The organism is Salipiger sp. 1_MG-2023 (genome assembly GCF_030547555.1).
Taxonomy (GTDB): domain Bacteria; phylum Pseudomonadota; class Alphaproteobacteria; order Rhodobacterales; family Rhodobacteraceae; genus Salipiger.
The window spans coordinates 12885-34803 of sequence record NZ_JAUOQN010000015.1; the positions used below are offsets into that span (position 1 = coordinate 12885).

The window sequence follows — 21919 nt, forward strand, 5'->3', positions numbered from 1 at the left end:
CGCTTTCCTACAATGACGCCAAGCGGCGTTCGACTTTCCTCAGAAATGCCGCGCGGTCGGCATCGCTGGTGTGGTTCATGTTGTATAGCTGCTGCCAGACCGTCTTGCACTGGCGGTTGAACAGCACGCGCAAACCGCGGGTCCAGAGGCTGCGGCCCGGATCGCGGATCAGCTTGATCCACCACCATGGGCTGCCCGATGTGGTGATCCCAACGAACAGGCGGATATGCGACATCTTCGGTTTTGGGCGGCGTTGCTTGGCGTCGGACACCTCGAAGGTGATGCCGGGCAGCCAGACCCGTTCAAGCCAGCCTTTCAGCATCGCGGGCGGGCCGTAGTACCATGTTGGATAGATCACCACGATGCCTTCGGCCCAGAGCAGATCCGCGACATGGTCAGGGTGCCGGGCGATGATCTGATCGGTCTTGTCGAGGTATCCATGCCACTCTTCGGTGGACAGGACGGGGTTGAACCCCTCGCGGTAGAGATCATGGCAGCGCAAGTCGTGGCCCGCCGCACGCAACGTGCGACAGGCGGTTTCATAAAGGGCAGCGCCATAGCTTTCCTGGCTTGGGTGCGAAAAGACAACGAGCAGGCGCATCTGCCGATCCCTTACTTTACAAGGTCCATGCCAACCTTGTGGTTGACGAATTGATCGGTGGCGACCTTGGACAGATCGACGGACCCCTCTTCGAGGATGCCTGCATCGACCACGGTGTCATAAAAGGCCTGCACCCGGTCCAGATCGATGGCACCGATGCCGAGCTCGGACTGAAGGCCCGACCCGATGATGCCCAGAGCCAGCAGCTGATCGACCTCGGCGGCCAGCCCTTCGGCGGTCATCTCGGGGTTGGCTTCCATGATCGCCGCGTTGCCAAGCGAGGGATCATTGTAAAGGTAGTTGTACCAACCGATGGTCGAGGCATCGATGAAGCGCTGCACCAGATCGGGGTTGTCTTCGACCATCTCGACGCGGGCTTCGATCGTCGAGGCATAGGTGCTCCACCCCTGATCCGCCAGAAGGAAGGTATCGACCGGCGCGCCCTGTTTTTCCGCATAAAGCGGCTCGGAGGTGGCGTAGCCCTGCTGCACCATCTTTTCATCATTGAGGAAGCCGGCAAGGTTGTAGCCATAGGGGCGCAGCTGTTCGTCGCTAAAGCCCTGCGAGGCGGTCATCCACTGCCAGAAGCTGAACTGGCCATCCTTGCCGATCAGCACTTCGGGGGCGCTCGCCAGATCGTCCCAGCCTTCGTACTGGCCTTCATGGGCGATCAGAACCTGCGGATCCTTTTCGTAATAGGCCGCAACCACCACCGTCGGAATGCCGTTGCGCACGTTGTCGAAAGACAGCAGCAGGTTTCCTGTTTGCAGGAAATCGATGCGCCCGGCGGCAAGCATCGGTCGGTTGTTGACCTGCGGCCCGCCCTGCTGGATTTCGACGTCGAGGCCGAATTCCTCGTAGGTGCCGTCCGCCAGCGCCTGATAAAACCCGCCGTGGCCGCCCTGAGCCAGCCAGTTCGTCGCGAAAACGACCTTGTCTTGCGCGGCAGCGCCTGTGGCGAGGGTCGCGCTCACGGCCGCGAGGAGCCAGTTCTTCATCATGTCCATTGTCCTAATCCGGGTCAGTCTTGTGCCATGTCGGCGGTCCATCCCCGTGTTTTTCCGGGGTTCATCAATCCGTGCGGGTCTGCGCGTTTCTTGAAGTCGATCTGTGCGGTATCGATTTCCTTCATGCCGCCATCCTCGATGGTGATCACATGCGGATCGAACACCGTGCAGCCATCCAGACGCTCCAGTTCGTCGATGATCTCGTAGGTGCGCGCGCGGCTGGTCCAGCGCAGGATGGGCAGGGCGAAAATCTGGATATCGCCATCCATCCGCGCCATCTCATGGTGGAAATACAGCTCTTCACCGTAACGTTCCTGCTGGCGCAGCGCGATAGCGGGGTCAAACGGGCGCGGGTAGGCCACCTGCAGATAGGTCCACTCGCCGCGCTCATGCTTCAGCGCCTGCAACGTGGTGTGGTTCCAGCCGCATTCCCACGTCGCGGGAAGCCCTGCCGCTTCAAGATCATGCAGCGATTTGGACACCGTCACCGTGCCGCCATGCGCCGCGACCTTGGCGGCAAAGGCTTCGGCATCCGATGGTGCGATCATCGCGAACACCGCGTCGCGATCAGACGGGAAAACCCCTTCGAGCCGCTTGTAGAACCGCGCGAAACGGCGCTCGACCACGGTCATGAGATAGGCATCGATCCCATCTTCCTGCGCATCCGTGGCACAGGCCAGCGCGGTGTCATAGCCATCGAACAAGGCAATCGTGTGCTGCCAGTCAACCGCGGGCATCAGCGCATAATCCATCGCGGTGATGATGCCGTTGGTGCCATAGGCGTGCTGCACCTTGAGGATATCGGGGCCGCGCAGTTCGATCACCTGCGGGGTTTCCTCGACCGTGACGACCCGCACATAGCTGACGTTGCCACCATCGCGCAGCATGCCGTTGCGCAACGATCCGATGCCGCCAGAGCCGCCCGACATGAAGCCGCCGATCGTCGCCAGCCGCTTGGTCGACGGGAACATGGTGAGCATCTGGCCGGTCTCGGCCACAGCGGTTTCCACCGCTTCGATCCGCGCGCCGGCCTGACAGATCACGCGACCCTGCGAAATTTCCAGCACCCGGTTGAGCTTGGTCACATCAAGGATAATGCCGCCTTGCATCGGAACGCATTGCCCGTAGTTGCCGGTGCCGCCACCGCGTACGGTGACGGGAATACGGTGTTTCGCCGCGGCGGCGGCGACGGTGATCACCTGCTCTTCGGTGGTGGGCAAGACCACGATCTGCCCCAGCTTGCCGTCCAGCTGTTCGGTCAGGATCTGCGAGTACCAGTAATAGTCCTTGGACTTGACCTCGAGCACCCGCTGCTGATCCTGACAGGCGATGCCCCCAATATCGGCGCGGAATGCGGCGATGCGCTCTGCGGAAACGCTCATGCTGCGTCCTTTTCTGTGGAATGAGTTTGCCCGGCGCGGATCACCCGGCGGGCCGCGCGGGGGGTGCGCAGGGCATCGCCCCAGTCGGTGCCGCCGATCAGCAGGAAATCGGCGGGCGCCCCCACGGTCAGCTCACTGGTGGCAAGCCCCATGGCCAGCGCGGCATTGGATGAAATCGCGCCCACCCAGTCAGCCGGGTCAAGGTGGCTGGCAAGGCAGGCCAGACGAAGCGTGTCGATCGCGTCGTAACAGCCGCGCGGATAGAACGGGTCCGCGACGTTGTCCGCCCCGAGCACGACATTCACCCCGGCATTGCGCAGCTCTTGCATCGGAGCCAGCCCGCGCAGCCGCGGGCTGCGCCCCTGTTGCATGTCCTGCAGGTAAAGATTGGTCGTCGGCAAAACGGTCAGGGCGGTGCCCGCCCTCGCGGCTGCCTCCATCACTCGGGCCACATCATCCTCTGACCGGATCGACAGCGAACAGGCATGCCCGCAAAGCACACGGCCCGACATCGCGTATTTCGCCGTCAGGGCGACAATCGTATCGAACCCGCAGGCGTCGATGGACAGCCCCTCATCGACATGGAAATCCAGCGACAGCCCGTGATGCTCGGCAAGCCGAAAGACCTTTTCGAGCTTGGCGTCGAGGTCTTCGTTGCAATAGGCAAAGCAGCCCAGAACACCGCCATCCGCGGCAACCCGCCGGGCGATCCGGCGCCCCGACTCTTCGTCGCTGAGCAGATCCAGAGGGACAAGCGCGGCAAGCTGCAGGCAGAGTTTTCCCTGCCAGTCGCGGGCAAGCTGGTTGAGCACGGACCACGCCAGCGGGGGCTCGGGCTGTACCCAGTCCACATGGCTGCGCAGCGCGCTCAGGCCATTTTCGTAGGCCTCTGTGAGGCCCTTGGACGCGCGGCTGCGCAGATCGTCTTCCGTCCAGTGATCCGCGTCGGCGTGGCAGGCATCGATTGCTCCGAACAGGCCGGGCTTGATGCCTGTGCAGCGGCTGATCGTAAAGGTCTTGTCGAGATGGACATGCGGATCGACCGGCAGCGGCATGGCAACGGCGGTGGCCGGGCCTTGTGTCGGCGTTATCGCCGCGATCCGGCCGTCCCGCAGGCTCAGGCTGACCGTCTCACCGTTGAGGTCGATGCAAGAAAGATCAATGCTCACGGCGCAGCTCGCTTTCATGCCAGTGGCCAAGCACGCGGCGAGAGGCCCACGAGGTCAGCAGGAAGATCACGATGCCCAGCAGCGACACCAGAACGAGGGCCGCGAACATGCGCGGGATCTCGCTTCGGAACGACGATTCGATGATCCGGCTGGCAAGCCCGGTGTTCTGGCCCGCAGCCCCGGCGGCGAATTCCGCCACCACGGCGCCGATCAATGCCAGACCACCGGCGACCTTGAGCGCCGACATGAACTGCGGCAAGGCGGACGGGGCCAACAGGAACCGCAAGCGTTGCCACGGCGTGGCGCGATACAGCGTGAACAGATCGCGCAGGTTGTGATCCGCCGAGCGCAGCCCGATCACGGTGCCCGACAGGATCGGGAAGAAGGCCACGATCCACGCGCAGATCAGCAAGGCGGCAAAGGTGGAATGCACATAGATCAGGATCAGCGGCGCAATCGCCACCACCGGCGTCACTTGCAAGATGACGGCAAAGGGAAACAGGCTCATCTCGACGGTGCGCGACAGGGCAAAGAGCGCGCCAAGCGCCACGCCGCCGACCACCGCCAGCAGCAGCGACAAGAGCGTCAGCTTTACGGTGAACCACGCCGAGACCATCAGGGATGGGCCATCGGTGATCAGGGTTTGCCCGATCCGGCTGGGCGCGGGGATCAGGTAATGGGGCACCTCGAAATACCAGACCGCCCATTCCCAATAGCCGATGGCCGCCCCAAGCATGACAATCGGCATCAGCCATGACAGCAGACGGTCCCGTTTCTCGCGGCTTTGCTGTTCGGTGTTGATCGGCGCATCCGTGTCTTCAGTGGTCAAGGTCGTCGACATGCAATGTCCCTTTCAACGTTTCCGAAACGCTTTGTGCGACGGCAGAGAATTCGACGCTGGTGCGCCAGCTTTCGTCGCGCGGCCATGGCGTTTGCATCGGGATATCGGCGGCAACGCGCCCCGGGCGGGCCGCCATGACAACAATGCGGCTCGACAGGTAGACGGCTTCGAACACCGAGTGGGTGACAAAGATCACCGTCAGCCCGTGTTCCTTGGCCAGTCGCACCACATCACTGTTCAGCTTCGAGCGCGTCATTTCATCCAGCGCCGCGAAGGGTTCATCCATCAGCAAGATGCGGGGGCGCGTGACCATGGCCCGCGCGATCGACACCCGCATCTTCATGCCCCCGGACAGGGCGCGCGGATAGGTTTTGGCGAATTTCGTCAGCCCGACCTCGGCCAGAATCGCCATCACCCGCGGCATGGCCTCGGCGCGTTTCACACCGGCCAGCCGCAGCGGCAGGTAGACATTGTCGAACACCGTGGCCCAAGGCATCAGGGTTGGTTCCTGAAACACGAAAGCAAGGTCTTGTTCCGACGCGTCCGACGGCCTTGCGATGTCAATCGTGCCCGCGCTGACCGGCAGCAAACCGGCGATCATCTTGAGCGCGGTGGACTTGCCGCACCCCGACGGGCCTAGAAAGCTGATGAACTCGCCGGCCTCGATGTCCATCGACATGTTGTCGACGGCAAGAACATCCTTGCCGAAGCGCCGCGTGACGCGATCCATCCGTATGATGGGAGTGCTCATGCGTGGGCCTCCGGGTCTGCCTCGGTCTCCAGGAACGACAGCGGCGTTGCGTGCACTTCCTGCAGCAGGGTGACGATCTGCTCGGCGGCGTGCTGAATGAATGCCTCGCCCTTTTCGGCTGTCGCTATGCTCGCGTCGCCGCAAGCGCCTGCGGCGTTCATGTCCTGTGCCTGCCAGCCCAGTTTGCCTGCCGCCGACAATCCCAGATGTTTGAACTTGCCCGCCAGTTCCGCCGCCTTCGCCGGGAAATCGCGGGCATGTTCCATCTGCACGTGATCAGGGTGCAAGGCCCGCATCACCGAGGTTTCCATATCCCCCGCATGAATGCCAAAGCGCTCTTCTTCGGGCGTCAGCAGGCCTTCGGGCAGGCCCATGGCGAACCAGTTCGCCCCGACCGTCAGCATGTTGTGTTTGATCCGCAGATCGCGCGCCACGATATCCATCACCGCGATCTGCCCGCCGTGAGAGTTCAGGAACACCAGTTTGCGCACCCCCGCAGCCGCCACGCTGTCTCCGATCTCGGTATAGATCGAGATCAGCGTTTGCGTGGAAAAGGTCAACGTTCCGGGCCATGCGGAATGCTCGGTCGATTTGCCGACCGGCATGGTCGGCAGGAACAGCGCCGGGACATCATCGGGGATCAGCGGTGCGCTCGCCGCGACGATGCCGTCGACAATCGCCTGATCCACCGACAGGGGCAAATGCGGCCCGTGCTGTTCGATCGCGCCGATGGGAAGCACCGCAATCAGGCTCTCGCGGTCGAGGGCTGCAAAATCACGTGCCGTATAATGCGTCCAAAATCGGTGCTGCATGTCAGTCCTCGCTCGTCATGGATTGGTCACACCGAGCGATGAGGCCCACGGAACCTTGTAAACTGGCGCTGGCACCCGCCGAACACGCTTGCTGGTGAACGAATCCGGCATCAGACCCTCGCTGGTCAGTCATAGAAGGCAACAGGGTGGTGTGAATAGTCAAACCAAATGGTTTGCTTATGTGGATTGGTTCGTCTGAGTGCTCGGCATTTAGGCGTAACACCGGGGGCGAGGGCTGTTTTCAGGCGCACGGTCTATTCAGTCTTCAGCCTGCGGAAGAAAGCGGGCGGGCGGATGACGCCATGTGAGCCGGCCCGATCCCGAGCCGGAACGGTCTTTCCCAAGACGTCGCGCCATTCAGAGTAAGCAGCGCGGTGATGCCGAAGCCGCTTTCGTCGGCATCAATGTGCCAAGGTCGGACCGTAACATTTCACATTGGAGGGCTCTTTCTCGGAGCGGCCGCGCAAAACGAGCGCCCCCTTGGGCGCGGACTAAACCGGTTCGCAAGTGCCCGTTCGGCGGGGACTGCCCCCCGCCAGTTGCAAAGCTTGGCGATCAACCTGGTGGAGCCCCGTCCAAGCGGCCCTGACAGACTGCGACGGATCAAATCCCGTCCTGCGCGCCCGGCAGGGCCTGCGCTATTGTCTTGCGCAGATCTTCGGCATGGCCTCGCCATAGGCGGCTTGTAGAGCCTTCGGATGCGACCCGCAGGGCTTGCGGTTCATTCGGCGCTGCGGTTGCTCCAAATCTGAAAGGCGGCCAGCCCGTTGGAGCAGGGCTCAAGCGTCATGGCCTTGATCTGGTTTTCCTCGCTGCGACCAAAGCGTGTGTCTGCGCCGAGGGTCACGCAGACCTGCGGCGCGGCGGCGGGTGTGATCGTGCCCGCGCCGGAAAAGGTGAAGCTTTGCGCCTCAGAGCCGTCGCAGCTCACAAGCTCCAGCGCCGTGCCGGGCTGTGTCGAAGGCGCATGCATGCAGGCGTCGACCTCCGGCATATAAAAGATGCCATCGGCAAACCGGTATGGCCCAAAGCCCTGATCGACGAAAATCTCGCCGGACGGGCTGTTGCAGGTGTGGCCCTGCAATCCGGCGGAAGGGTCTGCCTGCGCGCCCTGACCCCCGGAAATATCGTCGCAATCGCCGTTCTGAAGATTGTCGAGCGGGTCGACGAAATAGACCTCGACAGTGTTGGCTTGCGCCATTCCGGCAATGAGCAGGGCGGCGATTGCGGCGGAAGGAGCGGCGTGTCTGATCATGGCGTAAGTCCTTGCGATGGGGTCTTTGATTGATGGGCCGCGCCTACAGGTGGCATCGGCGGTCCTGCGTTTCGACGGTGTGACAGCCCGCCGCCGGTGATGGCGCATGCTGACCGAAGCGGCGTTCGGCACGAAAGCCCGCACCAATCGCGGATGCGCCCCGCGCGGCGGCGTGTATCGGCAGGCTCATTTGACCGTCAGGCGACACAGAACCGTGTTGCTTTGCTCCAGATCCGGCCCCCAGATGAAATCCGCGCCCTTGGTCCACGCAACATCGTTATACCCCATTTTCGGGTCCACCAGCGCCGCGGTGACGGCGATGGCGAGGAATATCTTGGTGGTCAGTGACATGCGCGCGCGGTCCATTTCCTGATGATGGCCTGCGAATGTGCAGCCAGAATGCATCTTCCGAGATGTCAAACGCGCAGACGCCTTCGCCCGCAACCGGGCTGGCCTCGTTCTCGCAGGACTTGTCGAGCGGGGCGGTGTGGATGACGTGGCATTGCCAGTCGGCATTGCTGAGCGCGACGGGGGTGCCTTGCGCGTCGGTGATCTGCAGGATCACGCCGCCGTCGCCCATCTGCTGGCGCCGCGTGCCAATGTATTCGAGGCCGGTGTCGTTCTCGATGAAGTCCTTGGCGACGAGGCCGATGGTAAAGGGGCGCTCGGCCTCGAAGGTGAAGCTTTCGGCGTTGAACGAGCGCTCGGTGGTGATCGGCACGCTGTCTTCGGCGACCTGCGCCCCGTTGACGCGCATCTCGAACCAGTTGTCGGCCCAGACATCGGCGGAATAGGTCTCGGCGCTCAGGGCGCTGGCGGTGAGGCAAAGCGCCCCTGCTGCGGTGAGGCTGCGGTTCGTCGGGGGACTCCTGACGGGGGATTGATCATGGTCTCGGCGGGCCGCGCCGGGCGGAGGCATCGCAAATCGCATCCGGATCGCCGGTGCTGCATCCGGTCTGCCCGGTGAAGCACCCGATCACCTGATTTTCCGCCGCTGCGTTCACGTGGTAATGATAGCCCAGCCCATCCGCATCATGGCCCCGGCAGGCATCAAGATCGTCCGGCTCTGCGCCATCCGCGCCAAGGCGGGCATAAATGTCAAAGCCGTCCATGGCGACGCCGATCATGTCGGCATGCCCGTCGACATCTGCCGAAATCCGCGCACCGCAGCCGTCGGTGACGCCGTGGTAGTGATAGCCGGTATGCGGGTTGATATGCCCGGTGCAATCATCGAACGGCCCAAGCGTGTGCCCGCCAAGGATCAGGTCCATCGGGGCGGGGGCATCGAACTTTACCCCGTTGAACGCCAGCCCGATCCCGGAGTCCGGGCCGATGCGCCCGCTGATGTCAGTCGCGGCGACAGGCGTCAGCGGGATGAAATAGGTCTGGGTGACGGTGGTGCCGATATAGCCCAGCTCGCAATCGACGCAGATATTGTCGGGCTGGCCGGTCTCGTTGTGCGGATCGCCCGCGACGATGCAGCCGATCTCTTCGCCGCGCCGATAGATCTCGCCGGTTTCCGGGTCATACATCTGCCAGGCATCGTCGCCATATATCTCGGCGAGATTGGCAATGAACGCGCCGTCCACGTCGCGGACCTTGCCATCGACGAACCATGTCCCGCCCTGTTCGGCGGTGTCACTGATCGTGCGCGGGCAGAAGGGGCCGGTGATATGGTCAGACGGTGCCGCCACAGTGGTGATCTTGAAGCACAGGCTTTTGGTTCCGCCGGACAGGATGCAGTCGGCGATGCTTGGCACGCCGACGATGGTCGCTGTCTGAAACCGGGCGACAAGCTGGTCGAACCTTGCGGTTTCGGCCTCGGTTTGCGCCTGCGCCGCCGGGGCGGTCAGCATCAGGGCGGGCAGAACGGATCTTGCGATCATGCGGGGGCTGGGGATCATCTATCAACCTTTCCTGACGGCCTGTCAGCGCACACAGCGCACGAGGTTGTCGGAGCGATTGTAATCACAGGCATTGACCGAGCAGGTGGTGTCTTCGGTCATTTCCTGACCGACGATGGTCTTGATCGACGAGCGTTGCGCCCCTGCGCCGTGCCAGTCGGTATAGTCCGTCTGATCGCCCGACTTGCTAAGCGCCTTGCCGAAGGCGATGACATTGGCGTAGTTCTTCCAGTCGCCAAAGGTGGTGCTGGTCCAGTAATCCAGCGTCTCGGAATCCTCGGTGATGTCGAACACGCTCTGGTCGATCGCGGGAAATCCGGTGCGGCGATAATCGACGATGCTTTGCAACGCCTTGGATGACGGCAGGCGCCAGTCGTCATGGCCGGCCAGATCAAGCGCCTCGCAATAGGCGAGCGCCTCGGCCCATTCGCGGCGGATGCCGTCATCGGCCTGCTGCCACATCAGGCCGGTGGCCTCGTCGCTGACCGTGCCGTCGCCGTTGGGGGTAAAGGCGTTCACACCGTAGACGCCTTCATCGCCGCTGACGCAGCGCACGAAATTGCCCGGTGTCTTGCCGTCTTGGCCGGGCAATCCGCCGCTGGCCGCCGCGCCGGTGTAGAAATCAAGCCCGGTGCCATAGGCCTTGATGTGCCCGTCGGCAAAGTTGAACCCGAAAGCGGCCTGATTGCGGCCATTCTGGACTGGCCCCTTGATATAAAGCGTCGAGCTCCAGTACTGGCCGGCAAAGGCCATCCGCCCGTCGGGATAGGAAAAATCAAAGACGCTGGTGTCGATGTAGGGGGTCGGCTCGCCTTGCTCGGGGGTCAGCAGCTCGCCGCGATTGTCGGCAAGCGAATAGAGCTCCTTGATCGACGGCACGCGCCAGTCCGTGCGCCCGCCCAGTTCCAGAGCGGCGCAATAGCCAAGCGCGTCGGCGTACTGAAGGCGGTCCTTTTGCGGGGTCTGCTGCCAGACAAGCGCGGTGTTGTTGTCCAGAACTGTGCCGTCGCCCAGATCGGTATAGGAGGCCGGGGTCAGCGTGTATTGGGCATCCTGTCCATGAAGGGGCTCGCCCTCGGCGGGGCAGGGGATCGCATCACCAACGAGATCAAAGCAGCTGTCCTGCATCGTGTCGACCACCGGATAGGTAAGGCCCTGAGCGTGGGCGGGCTGGACACAAAGCGCGAACAGTACGGTCATCGAAAACAGTCGGGTGCCGCAGATCATCGGGATACCTTTCCTTGCGGAGAAAATCAGATTTGTCAGGCCATGCGTTCCAGAACGCCGTCCCGTTGTATCAGGCGATGCCAGAGCGTCGCCATGGCGATATGCCCCAGCACCAGCCCTGCCAGACACCAGCCCAATTCGCCATGCCATTGGGCCGCAGCCTGCATCCACGCGACCTCGACCTCGCGGGCCGCAAAGATCTGAATGCCGAAATAATCAAGCTCCCGGGTGCTGCCAGCGGCGGCCAGAAGCCGCACCGCGGGCACGATCACCATAAGCGCATAGATTGCCACATGCCCGGCAACGGCAACGCGCCCGATCCTGCCCGGATGGGGCGGGCGGTTTGCCAGATTGGCCAGCCCCCAGACCCCGCGCAGCAGGACCAGCAGGAACAGCGTCGCCCCCAGCGCTGGGTGGAAACTCCAGAGGGTTTCGCGCAGGGCGTTTTCACGGGGGAGCGCCCAATGTGCCGCGGCGGACAGGAACTGCACCGCGAAAAGCGCCGCCATTCCCCAGTGAAGCGTGCGGCTGACAGGACCGTATCGGTCGGCTGAGTCTGCAAGGGTCGTCATGATTGTCTCCGGGTCGTCACGGCTCTTACGTTTAGCGGAGCGATTTCCGTCGCCGTTCTGGCAAAAAATATCGAAGCGAAGCCGGGTGAGACGGTTACCGGCCAGACACCGTCGAGCGGCCACATCCCGCGTCTGAAAAGGTGCGAGACAGAACAGCCAAGTGGCAGGACAGCTGGGTTGGGTGACTCCTCGCTGATCGACACGCCTGTCCCGGCAAAGCAGGGCCAGCTCAGGCTGTCCGGGTTTGCCAGACCGCGACACCGTGCCTTGCGCGGCACGCGGCGCTTCAGCTTGCGCCGGACATTGTCGCCGCAAGCGCCCGCGCCACGGCTTTCAGCAGATCGTCCTTTGGCACGGGCTTCATCAGGCGTGTGTCTTCGGGGCGCAGGCCATTGCCATGCACGGTCGCCTCGCTGGCATACCCTGACATGAAGATCATCGGCAGCTCGGGCGCCAGCAGGCGCAAGGCGCGTGCGAGGCCCGTTCCCTGAAGACTGCCCGGCATCACGATATCGGTGATCAGCAGATCGAAATCCGGCGTGTTCTCAAAGATCGCGAGGGCCTGATCGCCACTCGCGGCTGGGGTGACGCGATAGCCCGCCGCCGACAGCGTCGCGCACAGGACGTTGCGAACGGCGGCTTCGTCTTCTGCCAGAAGAATGCGCTGTCCGGACGCCGCCCGTGTTGCGGCGCAATCGCTGTCGGCTACCGCAGAGACGGGGGCGGTGCATTGCGCCGGGAAGTACAGCTTGAATGTCGTGCCCCGTCCCGGTTCGGTGTAGACCTGAACGGTTCCGCCCGATTGTTTGACAAACCCCTCGACCATCGACAACCCGATGCCAGACCCCTGTCCCGGTGCCTTTGTGGTGTAGAACGGATCAAAGATGTGCTTCAGGGTTTCGGGCGCAATGCCCGTGCCGGTATCCGAAATCGCCAGCATCGCGTAACGGCCCGGCGTCAGTTCCTGATCCCGGCTGTCGATATAGGCCTCGTCGATGCGCACATTGGCGGTCTCAAGGGTCAGTTTGCCGTGGCCGTCCATGGCGTCGCGGGCATTGAGCAGCAGGTTCAGGATCGCGCTTTCAAGCGAGGTCTGGTCAAGGCGGACCTGCCACAGCCCGGCCAGCAACGAGGTTTCGATCTCGACCGTCGCGGGCAGCGTGCGGGACATCCATATCTGTGACTGGCGAATGATCTCGTTCAGGTCCAGCGGCTCGGGGGCGAGCCGGGCGCGGCGGGCAAAGGCCAGCATGCTGCGCGTCAGGTCGGCGCCGCGGCGGGTTGCGGCCAGACCGGCCTCGATCATGCGCAGGTGATCGGGGGTGTTCAGTTCGTCCTTGAGCAATTCGAGGTTGCCCATGATGACCGCCAGCAGGTTGTTGAAATCATGCGCGATCCCGCCTGTCAGCCGGCCGATGCTTTCCATCCGCTGTGCCCGCTGCGCAAGGTCGGCCTGATGCTTTGCCTCGTCTTGCGCGGCAACCTCGGCGGTCACGTCCACCGCGACACCATCGACCCGGAAGGTGCCATCGCCAAGGTCTGTGGCATTGCCGTAAAAGTCGATCCAGCCGTCGAGCTCCTTTGTCCGGATGTGTATGGGTACGCCGCCTTGCGCGTTTTCCAGCATCATCCGCGCTGCCGCCTTGATCTCTTTGGCGTGCCTGCGACCGCCCAGAAGATCGGGGTTGTCATAGGCTTGCTGCGCGGTGATCCCCCAATATTTTTCGCATTTGGAACTGATGTAGAGGTGTCGCACCACCCGGTCCTCGGCCCAGAGGCCTTGGTAAATCACGCCAGGAAAGCCCTCAGAGGCGATGCGCAGGCGCTCGAGCGCCTCTTCGCGGTCGGCTTCGGCGCGGCGCAGATCGGTGAGATCCTGAATGGTCGAGATCGTGCGGCTCGCGCCGGTCTCGGGGTCTTCGCTGTTGATCCAATGGACCCGAAGATAGCGCAGATCGCCGTCGGATTTGCGGTAGATGCGAATGTCGAAATGCATCGGCGTATCATGGATATGCGCCGCCTGCGCCATGGTCTGGTCGAGAGGGGCGACGTCGTCCGGATGGGTGAGCGCCCAGAGTTCTTCCAGAGGGACCTCGCCGGGCTCGCGGTCTGTCAGGCCGTTTATTTCGAGCATCCGCGCATCAAGATGAACGCTGGATTGACCGGCGGCCCGTTCGGCATAGCCCATCCCGGATGCATGAAGGGCCAGCTTGAGCCGATCGGCCATCTGTGCGAACGCGGTGCTGCGCTGCGCCAGATGATGCGTCATGTTCAGGACCTGCCATGTCAGCAGGATCGAGGCGATGCCCACCGCGACGACGACGCTGTTATCGAACAAGATGGTGTCGGCGCTTTGATTGCTGACGGTGAACAGGCCGACCATGTAGGGCGGCAGAAATTGCAAGACGATGAATCCCGCCAGCATTGGCCAGATCACCCGGGCCGGGATCCTCGGCCAGTTCGGCGTCGGCATCACGAAGCGCAGCAAGATGCCCAATGCTACAAGGGCGATGTTGGTGAAAATCTCGACCAGAACCACCGGCATCGAGCTCTCAAGGGTGATCCGGAACAGGCTGCCCATGGTCGCGGCGATTGCGCCGCCGATCGGCCCGCCAAGGTAGCCCGCAAACAGCAGCGGGCCGAGATCTGCTTCGAGCGGGATCTGAAGATCGCCATGAAGATGGGCCTCGACGCCAAGCAAGATGACCAGCCCGCCAAGAGCGAGGCCGATCAGGCTTTGCTGCAGCTTGGGGCGCCGCCGGATCGCCGCATGGGAAAAGATTACATAGCAAAGCACGCCGGCCAGTACCAGATCGGCGAGGCTCTGAACGGCGGTCGGGATCATCTGGCGCGCCCCGGTGCAATCCGATCCCGCGTCATGTGCTGCCGCTTCTTACATGGCCCAATTCGCCGAGCAGGCTGGCCTCTTCTTCGAGGATTTGCAGATATTTCTCCCGCCCGATCGGTTTGAAGATATTGCGCCCGACCTGCAAGCCGCGCGCCGATGCGATCAGCTTTGCCGCGATCAGCGAGGCGCTGTTGCCGCCGGTCATGAAGCGGATGCGAAGCTGGCGGTCGATTTCGCTGATCTGGTCGATGGCCTCGATCCCGTCCATGACCGGCATCATGATATCGATCAGCAGCAGGGCGGGTTCTGTTCCGGAACCTATCGCGTCCTTGATCTGCGCGCCGGTCAGGCAGGTTTCGGGGGTCCAGCCCGCGCGGCGGGAAAACTCCGACAGCAGGTCGAGCAGGGCTTGGTTATCGTCTGCGATGATGACTCTGGGCACGGTTGAACTGACAATCCTGAAACGATCCTGTCCTGCAGACTAGCAAGCTTTGGCGAAGAGTACAGTTTCAGATCATCTAGTAGTAGAATGACTTGCTGTTAGGCGGTTCTGTGATTGTCCCGCAACGCGTCAAGGTTGCAATCGCCCGCGCTGCCCGCGAATCGAAACGCTGCCCGGTCATTCGAACATGCGAAGGGGACCGGCAGGCCAAGGCCCCCCTCGGCAATGGCGCTGTCAGGCCATAGACCGCGCCGCAGGCGTCAACGAATGGTTGGAACAGGCAATCGCTTTGGGATGGGCGATGGGGATGCCAGACCGGTTTCAAACCCGGACAGTGGCAACCAGAGACGCCGGGATCAGGTCACATGAACCCAAAGGCGCAGACTGCGGCGCCGGTCAGTCACACGACAACACGCAGGGGCGGGCAGGGCGCGCCGTTGTGGCGCCCTGCCAATTCAAACCCGAGGTCAGAGACCGAGCTTGGCCGCGACCAGTTGGTTCACGGCCTTCGGGTTCGCCTTGCCACCCGTGGCCTTCATCACCTGACCGACAAACCAGCCAGCCAGCTTGGGGTTGGCCTTGGCCTTTTCGACCTGCGCGGGGTTGGCGGCGATGATCTCGTCCACCGCGGTTTCGATGGCGCCGGTGTCGGTCACCTGCTTCATGCCGCGCTCTTCGACGATGGCTTCGGGGTCGCCGCCTTCAGTGTAGACGATCTCGAACAGGTCCTTGGCAATCTTGCCGCTGATCGCGTCCGACTTGATCAGCCGCACGATGCCGGCAAGCTGCGCCGGCGACACCGGGCTTTGCGTGATGTCATGGCCTTCCTTTTTCAGACGGCCGAACAGCTCGTTGATCACCCAGTTGGCGGCCAGCTTGCCATCGCCTGCCGTGGCCGCGACCTCTTCGAAATAGGCGGCGTTCACCACTTCGGCGGTCAGCACGCCCGCATCGTATTCCGACAGGCCGAAATCGGCCACGAAGCGCGCCTTCTTGGCGTCGGGCAGTTCCGGCAGCGTGGCCGCGATGTCGTCGACCCAGCCCTGTTCGATTTCCAGCGGCAGCAGATCGGGGTCGGGGAAGTAGCGGTAATCATGCGCCTCTTCCTTGGAACGCATCGAACGGGTTTCGTTCTTGTCCGGATCGTACAGCCGGGTTTCCTGATCGACCTTGCCGCCGGCCTCGAGGATGGCGATCTGGCGCTTGGCCTCATAGTCGATCGCCGCCTGAATAAAGCGCATCGAGTTCATGTTCTTGATCTCGCAGCGCGTGCCGAGATGGCCGAAATCCTGGCTGGCCTGATATTTCTCGTACTGGCCGGGAAGGCAGACCGATACGTTGACATCGGCGCGCAGGTTGCCGTTCTGCATGTTGCCATCGCAGGTGCCGAGGTAGCGCAGGATCTGCCGCAGCTTGGCAACATAGGCGGCGGCCTCTTCGGGGCCGCGGATGTCGGGGCGCGAGACGATTTCCATCAGCGCCACGCCGGTGCGGTTGAGATCGACGAAGGACATGTTCGGATCCATGTCATGGATCGACTTGCCCGCGTCCTGTTCGACGTGGATGCGCTCGATGCGCACCAGCCGCGCGATGCCCGGTTCCATGTCGACCAGCACTTCGCCCTCGCCCACAAGCGGGTGATACAGCTGGCTGATCTGGTAGCCTTGCGGCAGATCGGGGTAGAAGTAATTCTTGCGGTCGAAGGCAGAGGTCAGGTTGATCTCGGCCTTCAGGCCCAGACCGGTGCGCACTGCCTGTGCGATGCAATAGTCATTGATGACCGGAAGCATCCCCGGCATTGCCGCATCTACGAAGGACACGTTGGAATTGGGCTCGGCGCCGAAGGTGGTCGAGGCACCGGAGAACAGTTTTGCCTCGGTGGCGATCTGGGCGTGGATTTCCATGCCGATCACCAGTTCCCAGTCGTGCTTTGCCCCGGCGATAACCTTGGGTTTCGGGGACTCGTAGGTCAGGTCAAGCATGGTGTATCCTCGTCTCGCGATGAGGACGGGGATACGTCAGAGCGGCGCAGGGGGCAAGGGCACAGGATGCTCAGGGGGCAGGCGTGTCGTGGACGGCTGCTTCGCTCACCCGGACGGTGCGGTCGCGAGCGGGATCGGCAAACAGCTTGCCAAGCGTTTCAAGCGTGCGGGCCTGCCCGCTGCGCAGGGGGGTGCCCGCGCCGGCGGCACAGGGAGCGGGCAGGGCGCGGGCCCAGATATCGGGGTGAATCTCGTGCAGGTGGTCCTGTGCGATCCAGTCAAGGCAGGTCGCGATGCGCTGCCGGGGCGAGCGGGCCGATGCGGCGCCAGCGAGGGTCACTCCGCAATAGGCCGCAAGCCTGTTGGCCATGTGCTGATCGGGGCGGCGGGCAAGGATGTCATGCAGACCTTCGACGAACAACTCGGGGTCGACATAGGCAAAGCCGCGCGTCTCGCCCACGGCCAGCACGTCGAACCAGACCCAGCTATAGCCGCCCATGCCCCACAGGTCCGCCACCCGCGCGGCGGTGCGGCGGGCTTCGCGGTCGAGCTTGTCCCAGCTGCCAAAGCGCGAGGGGCGCAGGTCGCGGCCAAGGGCGCGCAGGTGGTGCTCGCACCCCGGGTCGAGGTCGATCAGGTCTTCGTAATCGTCAAAGACCCGGCGGGAGGGCTGTTCGGCCACATCCAGCAGCGTGCAGCGCAGCGCGGCGATGGCGGCGGAATTGCATTCGATCGGATCGAAGCGGGTGATCAGATGATGTGCGGTTTCCAGATGCTGGGCGCGGGCATCGCGGTGCAGCGGGCCGAGGGCGGGCGCGGCGTTCCATGCGTCGGCGACGGCGACATGGGCCAGCGCCAGCATATAGCCAAGCCACGGGTCTTCCTCAGAGCGCTCGATGCAATCGCGCAGGGTATACAGAATGCCGCGCACGGCGGTCGGATCCTCGCGCGCGATTGCGCCGCTGGCGCTGGAAAGCGCATCGACATTCGCGCCCTCGGCCAGCAGCAACGCCATCGGGGTGCCGCCAAGCGTGTGCGCCCGGTCTTCATCGGCCTCGCGCAGCCCGCGCGACAGCGTCTCCCAGTCGTCCTGCCGGGCAAGATAGCGCCCTTGGGTGCGGATGCGTTCTCGCTCGGCGGCGTCAGGGGAAGGGGTGCGCTGCGGCAGGTCGACATATGGCCGCAGATCGAGCGCCGCCGCGCCGTCGGGCGCCGCACCGCTGGGCACAGGGGCGTCGCGCGACGTGAGCGCCGCGCGCAACGAGGCGACGCGCTGGCTGAGGGAACGTACGGACTGGAACATGGGTGCGCGTCTCGGACGGATGGGAACGGGGAGGGCAGGGCTCGACATTGGGCAAGGAATGGTGGGCAATTCGGGCGCAGGTTTGGCGCATCTGCGATGAATGGGCGGCATTCCGCGCAGATCACTTTGGCCAAAGCCACATTGAATCCCAACGGCTTACCCCAATGCGCGGCGAAAATGTTCCACAGCGGGACATCCGCGGCGGACCGGCGCGCTTTACCGGTTTGCCCGGCTGTGGCATTTGGCACTCATGGTACAGCGTCTTTCCACGATCCTCGCGGCCCTGTTGATGGCCGGAACCGCAATCGCCGATCCTGCGCCGCTTGTGGCAACGACGTCGGTGCACGCCGTGTCTGAATCGCCCCGCCCGCAGGCGCGGCGCATCGAGTACAAGCTTCCCGAGGCTCGCTGGGGCAATTCCGGAAATCGCAAGCAATGGTCCATCGCGGCGCTTTCGGCGTTGCGCGGCCCGGCAGAGCGGCTGCCCGAAATCGTCCCCGAGGACATTGCCACATGGTGCCCGGCCTATCCCGGCGCCGGGCGGCAGGATCGCGAGGCGTTCTGGGTCGGGCTGGTCTCGGCACTGGCGCGCCACGAGAGCACCTACCGGCCGACGGCGGTTGGCGGGGGCGGGCGCTGGTACGGGCTTTTGCAGATCCTGCCCGCGACGGCGCGCAGCTATGATTGTCAGGCCCGCAGCGGCGATGCGCTGAAGGATCCGCGGCTGAACCTTGCCTGCGGGCTGCGCATCATGGCGCGCACCGTGGCGCGGGATGGGGTTGTGAGCCGCAACATGCGCGGCGTGGCTGCGGATTGGGGGCCGTTCCATTCGCGCAAGAAGCGCGAAGACATGATGGCCTGGACCCGGGCTCAGCCGTATTGCGCCGGTCTGCCGAAATCGCTCAAGCCCGTGGCACGCCCGGTGAACTGGGGGGCACTGATGGCCGATGCCGGGGTGCGTGCGCAGGTGCCAGAGTATGATGGGGTCGTTGCCTATGCGGTAGACGGCGCGATCCTGCGCGGCGGCATTGATCCGGTCATCGCCACATCCGGTGTCAGCTCCGAGCAGGCGGTGTCGACGCGCTTTTGATTGAGGGGGCAGGGGGCCAGCCCCCTCGGCCTTGCGGCCTCACCCCCGGAGTTTATCCGGCAAGATGAAGCATAGGCGCGCCGCCCTACGATTGGGGCGGCGCGTTTTTCGTATGGGATCAGCTCAGAAGGCGGGTGACCATTTCGGTGACATCGCGCGACAGGCCGGGGCGCGCGGCGATGCGTTCGAGCTGGGTCTGCATTTGGGCGCGGCGGCCTGCGTCGTAGCGTTTCCATGTCTGGAAGACCGAGCACATGCGCGCCGTGGTCTGCGGGTTCTTTTCATCGAGCTTGATCAGCCAGTCGGCGAGCAGGCCATAGCCGCTGCCGTCTTTGGTGTGAAAGCCCGCGTGGTTCATTGCCAGCGCGCCAAAGACGGCGCGGAAGCGGTTGGGGTTCTTCCAGTCGAAATCCGGGTGGCTGGTGAGCGCCTCGGCGCGCGCGACGGCGGAATCGGGCGCGATGGCCGCGACCTGAAGCGCGAACCATTTGTCCATCACCAACCGGTCACCCTGCCATTGCTTGGCGAAGCTGGCCAGCGCGGCGGTGTCTGCGCCGGCCTGTACGAGGCAGCCAAGCGCGCCGAGTTGCAGCGTCATGTTGTCGGCCGCGTCGTATTGCGCCTGCGCCGCAGCGCCGCCGTCGAGGCGGGTCAGCAGCGACAGCAGTGCGCCGCCTAGCGCGCGCTTGCCCGATTGCGCCGCGCCCGGATCGTAGGGCGCATCGACGGCGCAGGTCGCGCGCAGGTCGGCAAGCCAGCCCGACCAGCGCTGCGCCATAGCCTCGCGCAGCGCCTCTGATGCCGCGTAGAGCGCATCGGGATCGGGGGTGATGCCTTGCGCGTGCAGCTGCTGCGCCATTTCCGCCTGTGTCGGCAGCGCCAGCATCTGCGCCCGGAACGCCGGGTCGAGCGCCTCGTCGCGGATCACCCGTTCCAGCGCGTCGAGCCATGCGGTATCGGGCGCGCTGCCCTGCGTTACCATCGCCGACAGGCAGGCGCGGCCAAGATCGCGGCTGGCCTCCCAGCGGTTGAAGGCGTCGGTGTCATGCGCGAGCAGGAAACGCTTTTCCTCGGGCGGGGTGTCGCGGTCCAGCACCACGGGGGCTGAGAACCCGCGCAGGATCGACGGCACTGGGCGGGCGGACAGCCCTTCGAAGCGAAAGCTTTGCGTGGCCTCGGTCATTTCCAGCACGGTGGTCGGCACGATTTCGTCGCCGTTGGGGTTCAGCAGCCCGACCGCAATCGGCAGCACCTGCGGCAGCTTGTCCGGCTGGCCGGGGGTGGGCGGCGTGCTTTGAGTGAAATCAAGCGTGTAGGTGCCGTTTTCGAAGCTTTCGCTCACGGATAGATGGGGCGTGCCCGATTGCGCATACCAACGCTTGAACTGGGTCAGATCGCGGCCGGTGGTGTCCTGAAACACGGCCAGCCAGTCTTCGATGGTGCAGGCCTGCCCGTCGTGGCGTTCGAAATACAGATCAAGCGCCTTGGCGTAAGCGTCATCGCCCACCAGCCGTTTGAGCATCCCGATCACCTCGGCGCCTTTTTCGTAGACGGTGGCGGTGTAGAAGTTGTTGATTTCCTGAAAGCTCTCCGGGCGCACCGGGTGCGAGAGTGGGCCTTGATCCTCGGGGAACTGGCGGGCGCGCAAATCGATCACATCGCCGATGCGTTTCACCTCTGGCGAGCGCATGTCGGAGGTGAACTGGCTGTCGCGGAACACCGTCAACCCTTCCTTGAGGCACAACTGGAACCAGTCGCGGCAGGTGATGCGGTTGCCGGTCCAGTTGTGGAAATATTCATGGGCGATGATCGCCTCGATGCGTTCGAAATTGGCGTCGGTCGAGGTTTCGGGCGAGGCGAGGACGGCGGAGGAGTTGAACACGTTCAGCCCCTTGTTTTCCATCGCGCCCATGTTGAAATCATCGACCGCGACGATGTTGAAGATATCGAGATCGTATTCGCGCCCGTAGACCTTTTCGTCCCAGGCCATCGACGCGATGAGGCTTTCCATGCCCCAGGCGCATTTGCCCTCGTCGCCGGGGCGCACCCAGATGTTCAGCTCGACCTCTTTGCCCGACATGGTGGTGAAGCTGCCGGGGTAATTGACCAGATCGCCTGCGACCAGCGCGAACAGATAGGCCGGTTTGGGCCAGGGATCGTGCCATTCGGCAAAGCCGTCGCCGCTGGCGGTGGGGTTGCCGTTTGACAGTTTCACCGGCTCATTGCCTTCGATGCGCACGGTGAAGGTTGCCATCACGTCGGGGCGGTCGGGGTAGAAGGTGATCTTGCGAAAGCCCTCGGCCTCGCATTGGGTGCAATACATGCCGTTTGACATGTAAAGCCCTTCGAGAGCGGTGTTTTCCGCCGGGGCGATTTCGACTTCGGCCTCCCATGTGAAGGCGCCGTCCGGCACGGCGCAGGTCAGGCCCTGCGCGCTGTATTCTGGCGTTATCTCGGTGCCGTCGATGGCGGCGCGGATCGGTTTAAGCTCTTCGCCATGCAGGAAGAACGGCTGTTGCGGCGCATCGGGGTTGGGCTCGAAGCGGATGCGCGACAGCACACGGGTGGCGCTGGGCGAAAGTCGAAAGGTCAGGTGCATTTCGGCGATGGTCCAGCCGAAGGCGGTGTAATCCGACAGGTAGATGGTCTGGGGGCTTGTGTCTTTCATCTCGGGGTCCTGTGGCCGGGGGTGTGCGGCGCGGCTGGGAACCTTCGCCTTTGCGCAAGTGTTAG

18 protein-coding genes are annotated in these 21919 nt (G+C 63.7%); 1 reads left to right on the top strand and 17 read right to left on the bottom strand.

Translation table 11 applies throughout. From position 1 onward, the window contains the following. Positions 1–7: 7 nt before the first annotated feature. The 16 genes from Q4543_RS09365 to Q4543_RS09440 all read right to left on the bottom strand — a co-directional run bounded on the left by Q4543_RS09365 (position 8) and on the right by Q4543_RS09440 (position 18096). Positions 8–601, bottom strand: a complete 594-nt coding sequence (locus tag Q4543_RS09365; protein ID WP_303437630.1) for an NAD(P)H-dependent oxidoreductase — start codon at positions 599–601, stop codon at positions 8–10. A gap of 11 nt (positions 602–612) precedes the next feature. Next, the gene (locus tag Q4543_RS09370) at positions 613–1602 is read right to left on the bottom strand and encodes an ABC transporter substrate-binding protein (protein ID WP_303437632.1); all 990 of its coding nucleotides are present in this window, start codon (positions 1600–1602) and stop codon (positions 613–615) included. A 20-nt stretch (positions 1603–1622) separates the two neighbouring features. Then, complete coding sequence (locus tag Q4543_RS09375) at positions 1623–2990, bottom strand: FAD-binding oxidoreductase (RefSeq protein WP_303437634.1); 1368 nt, start codon at positions 2988–2990, stop codon at positions 1623–1625. Beyond that, positions 2987–4159, bottom strand: a complete 1173-nt coding sequence (locus Q4543_RS09380) for an amidohydrolase family protein (protein ID WP_303437636.1) — start codon at positions 4157–4159, stop codon at positions 2987–2989. Before Q4543_RS09380 ends, Q4543_RS09375 begins: the two co-directional genes overlap by 4 nt. Continuing rightward, on the bottom strand, positions 4149–5000 hold the full coding sequence (locus tag Q4543_RS09385) for an ABC transporter permease (RefSeq protein WP_303437638.1): 852 nt from the start codon (positions 4998–5000) through the stop codon (positions 4149–4151). Before Q4543_RS09385 ends, Q4543_RS09380 begins: the two co-directional genes overlap by 11 nt. Beyond that, entirely contained in the window at positions 4978–5751 is a 774-nt protein-coding gene (locus Q4543_RS09390) for an ABC transporter ATP-binding protein (protein ID WP_303437639.1), read from the bottom strand. The genes Q4543_RS09385 and Q4543_RS09390 overlap by 23 nt, the downstream gene beginning before the upstream one ends. Beyond that, positions 5748–6563 (bottom strand): creatininase family protein, encoded by an 816-nt coding sequence (locus tag Q4543_RS09395; RefSeq protein WP_303437641.1) that lies wholly within the window; start codon positions 6561–6563, stop codon positions 5748–5750. The genes Q4543_RS09390 and Q4543_RS09395 overlap by 4 nt, the downstream gene beginning before the upstream one ends. 721 nt (positions 6564–7284) lie before the next feature. Further along, entirely contained in the window at positions 7285–7818 is a 534-nt protein-coding gene (locus tag Q4543_RS09400; RefSeq protein ID WP_303437643.1) for a ricin-type beta-trefoil lectin domain protein, read from the bottom strand. A 277-nt stretch (positions 7819–8095) separates the two neighbouring features. Further along, positions 8096–8737, bottom strand: coding sequence for a hypothetical protein (locus Q4543_RS09405; protein WP_303437645.1), 642 nt, complete (start codon positions 8735–8737; stop codon positions 8096–8098). Then, entirely contained in the window at positions 8703–9722 is a 1020-nt protein-coding gene (locus Q4543_RS09410; protein ID WP_303437646.1) for a YHYH protein, read from the bottom strand. The genes Q4543_RS09405 and Q4543_RS09410 overlap by 35 nt, the downstream gene beginning before the upstream one ends. Before the next feature lie 24 nt (positions 9723–9746). After that, a complete protein-coding gene (locus Q4543_RS09415) occupies positions 9747–10949 on the bottom strand; it encodes a DUF1566 domain-containing protein (protein ID WP_303437647.1) in 1203 nt (400 codons plus the stop codon). Positions 10950–10984: 35 nt separating this feature from the next. Then, positions 10985–11521, bottom strand: a complete 537-nt coding sequence (locus Q4543_RS09420) for a cytochrome b (protein WP_303437649.1) — start codon at positions 11519–11521, stop codon at positions 10985–10987. A gap of 286 nt (positions 11522–11807) precedes the next feature. Next, positions 11808–14366, bottom strand: coding sequence for an ATP-binding protein (locus tag Q4543_RS09425; protein WP_303437650.1), 2559 nt, complete (start codon positions 14364–14366; stop codon positions 11808–11810). Positions 14367–14397: 31 nt separating this feature from the next. After that, entirely contained in the window at positions 14398–14811 is a 414-nt protein-coding gene (locus tag Q4543_RS09430) for a response regulator (RefSeq protein ID WP_303437652.1), read from the bottom strand. Positions 14812–15278: 467 nt separating this feature from the next. Further along, on the bottom strand, positions 15279–16793 hold the full coding sequence (gene gatB / locus Q4543_RS09435) for an Asp-tRNA(Asn)/Glu-tRNA(Gln) amidotransferase subunit GatB (RefSeq protein ID WP_216005905.1): 1515 nt from the start codon (positions 16791–16793) through the stop codon (positions 15279–15281). 70 nt (positions 16794–16863) lie between these two features. Further along, positions 16864–18096: a hypothetical protein gene (locus Q4543_RS09440; protein WP_303437653.1), complete on the bottom strand. Its 1233-nt coding sequence runs from the start codon at positions 18094–18096 to the stop codon at positions 16864–16866. A gap of 250 nt (positions 18097–18346) precedes the next feature. Between Q4543_RS09440 and Q4543_RS09445 the strand changes: the two genes are divergently transcribed. Further along, positions 18347–19186: a lytic transglycosylase domain-containing protein gene (locus Q4543_RS09445; protein WP_303437655.1), complete on the top strand. Its 840-nt coding sequence runs from the start codon at positions 18347–18349 to the stop codon at positions 19184–19186. Positions 19187–19304: 118 nt separating this feature from the next. Here Q4543_RS09445 and pepN read toward each other — a convergent pair whose 3' ends face one another. Continuing rightward, entirely contained in the window at positions 19305–21854 is a 2550-nt protein-coding gene (pepN, locus tag Q4543_RS09450; protein ID WP_303437657.1) for an aminopeptidase N, read from the bottom strand. Between the last annotated feature and the right edge of the window lie 65 nt (positions 21855–21919).

Excerpts from the sequence above, each read along its gene's own strand:
- Q4543_RS09365 (WP_303437630.1), bottom strand. The coding sequence starts at position 601 with ATGCGCCTGCTCGTTGTCTTTTCGCACCCAAGCCAGGAAAGCTATGGC.
- Q4543_RS09370 (WP_303437632.1), bottom strand. The coding sequence starts at position 1,602 with ATGATGAAGAACTGGCTCCTCGCGGCCGTGAGCGCGACCCTCGCCACA.
- Q4543_RS09375 (WP_303437634.1), bottom strand. The coding sequence starts at position 2,990 with ATGAGCGTTTCCGCAGAGCGCATCGCCGCATTCCGCGCCGATATTGGG.
- Q4543_RS09385 (WP_303437638.1), bottom strand. The coding sequence starts at position 5,000 with ATGTCGACGACCTTGACCACTGAAGACACGGATGCGCCGATCAACACC.
- Q4543_RS09390 (WP_303437639.1), bottom strand. The coding sequence starts at position 5,751 with ATGAGCACTCCCATCATACGGATGGATCGCGTCACGCGGCGCTTCGGC.
- Q4543_RS09395 (WP_303437641.1), bottom strand. The coding sequence starts at position 6,563 with ATGCAGCACCGATTTTGGACGCATTATACGGCACGTGATTTTGCAGCC.
- Q4543_RS09400 (WP_303437643.1), bottom strand. The coding sequence starts at position 7,818 with ATGATCAGACACGCCGCTCCTTCCGCCGCAATCGCCGCCCTGCTCATT.
- Q4543_RS09405 (WP_303437645.1), bottom strand. The coding sequence starts at position 8,737 with ATGCCTCCGCCCGGCGCGGCCCGCCGAGACCATGATCAATCCCCCGTC.
- Q4543_RS09410 (WP_303437646.1), bottom strand. The coding sequence starts at position 9,722 with ATGATCCCCAGCCCCCGCATGATCGCAAGATCCGTTCTGCCCGCCCTG.
- Q4543_RS09415 (WP_303437647.1), bottom strand. The coding sequence starts at position 10,949 with ATGATCTGCGGCACCCGACTGTTTTCGATGACCGTACTGTTCGCGCTT.
- Q4543_RS09420 (WP_303437649.1), bottom strand. The coding sequence starts at position 11,521 with ATGACGACCCTTGCAGACTCAGCCGACCGATACGGTCCTGTCAGCCGC.
- Q4543_RS09425 (WP_303437650.1), bottom strand. The coding sequence starts at position 14,366 with ATGATCCCGACCGCCGTTCAGAGCCTCGCCGATCTGGTACTGGCCGGC.
- gatB (WP_216005905.1), bottom strand. The coding sequence starts at position 16,793 with ATGCTTGACCTGACCTACGAGTCCCCGAAACCCAAGGTTATCGCCGGG.
- Q4543_RS09440 (WP_303437653.1), bottom strand. The coding sequence starts at position 18,096 with ATGTTCCAGTCCGTACGTTCCCTCAGCCAGCGCGTCGCCTCGTTGCGC.
- Q4543_RS09445 (WP_303437655.1), top strand. The coding sequence starts at position 18,347 with ATGGTACAGCGTCTTTCCACGATCCTCGCGGCCCTGTTGATGGCCGGA.
- pepN (WP_303437657.1), bottom strand. The coding sequence starts at position 21,854 with ATGAAAGACACAAGCCCCCAGACCATCTACCTGTCGGATTACACCGCC.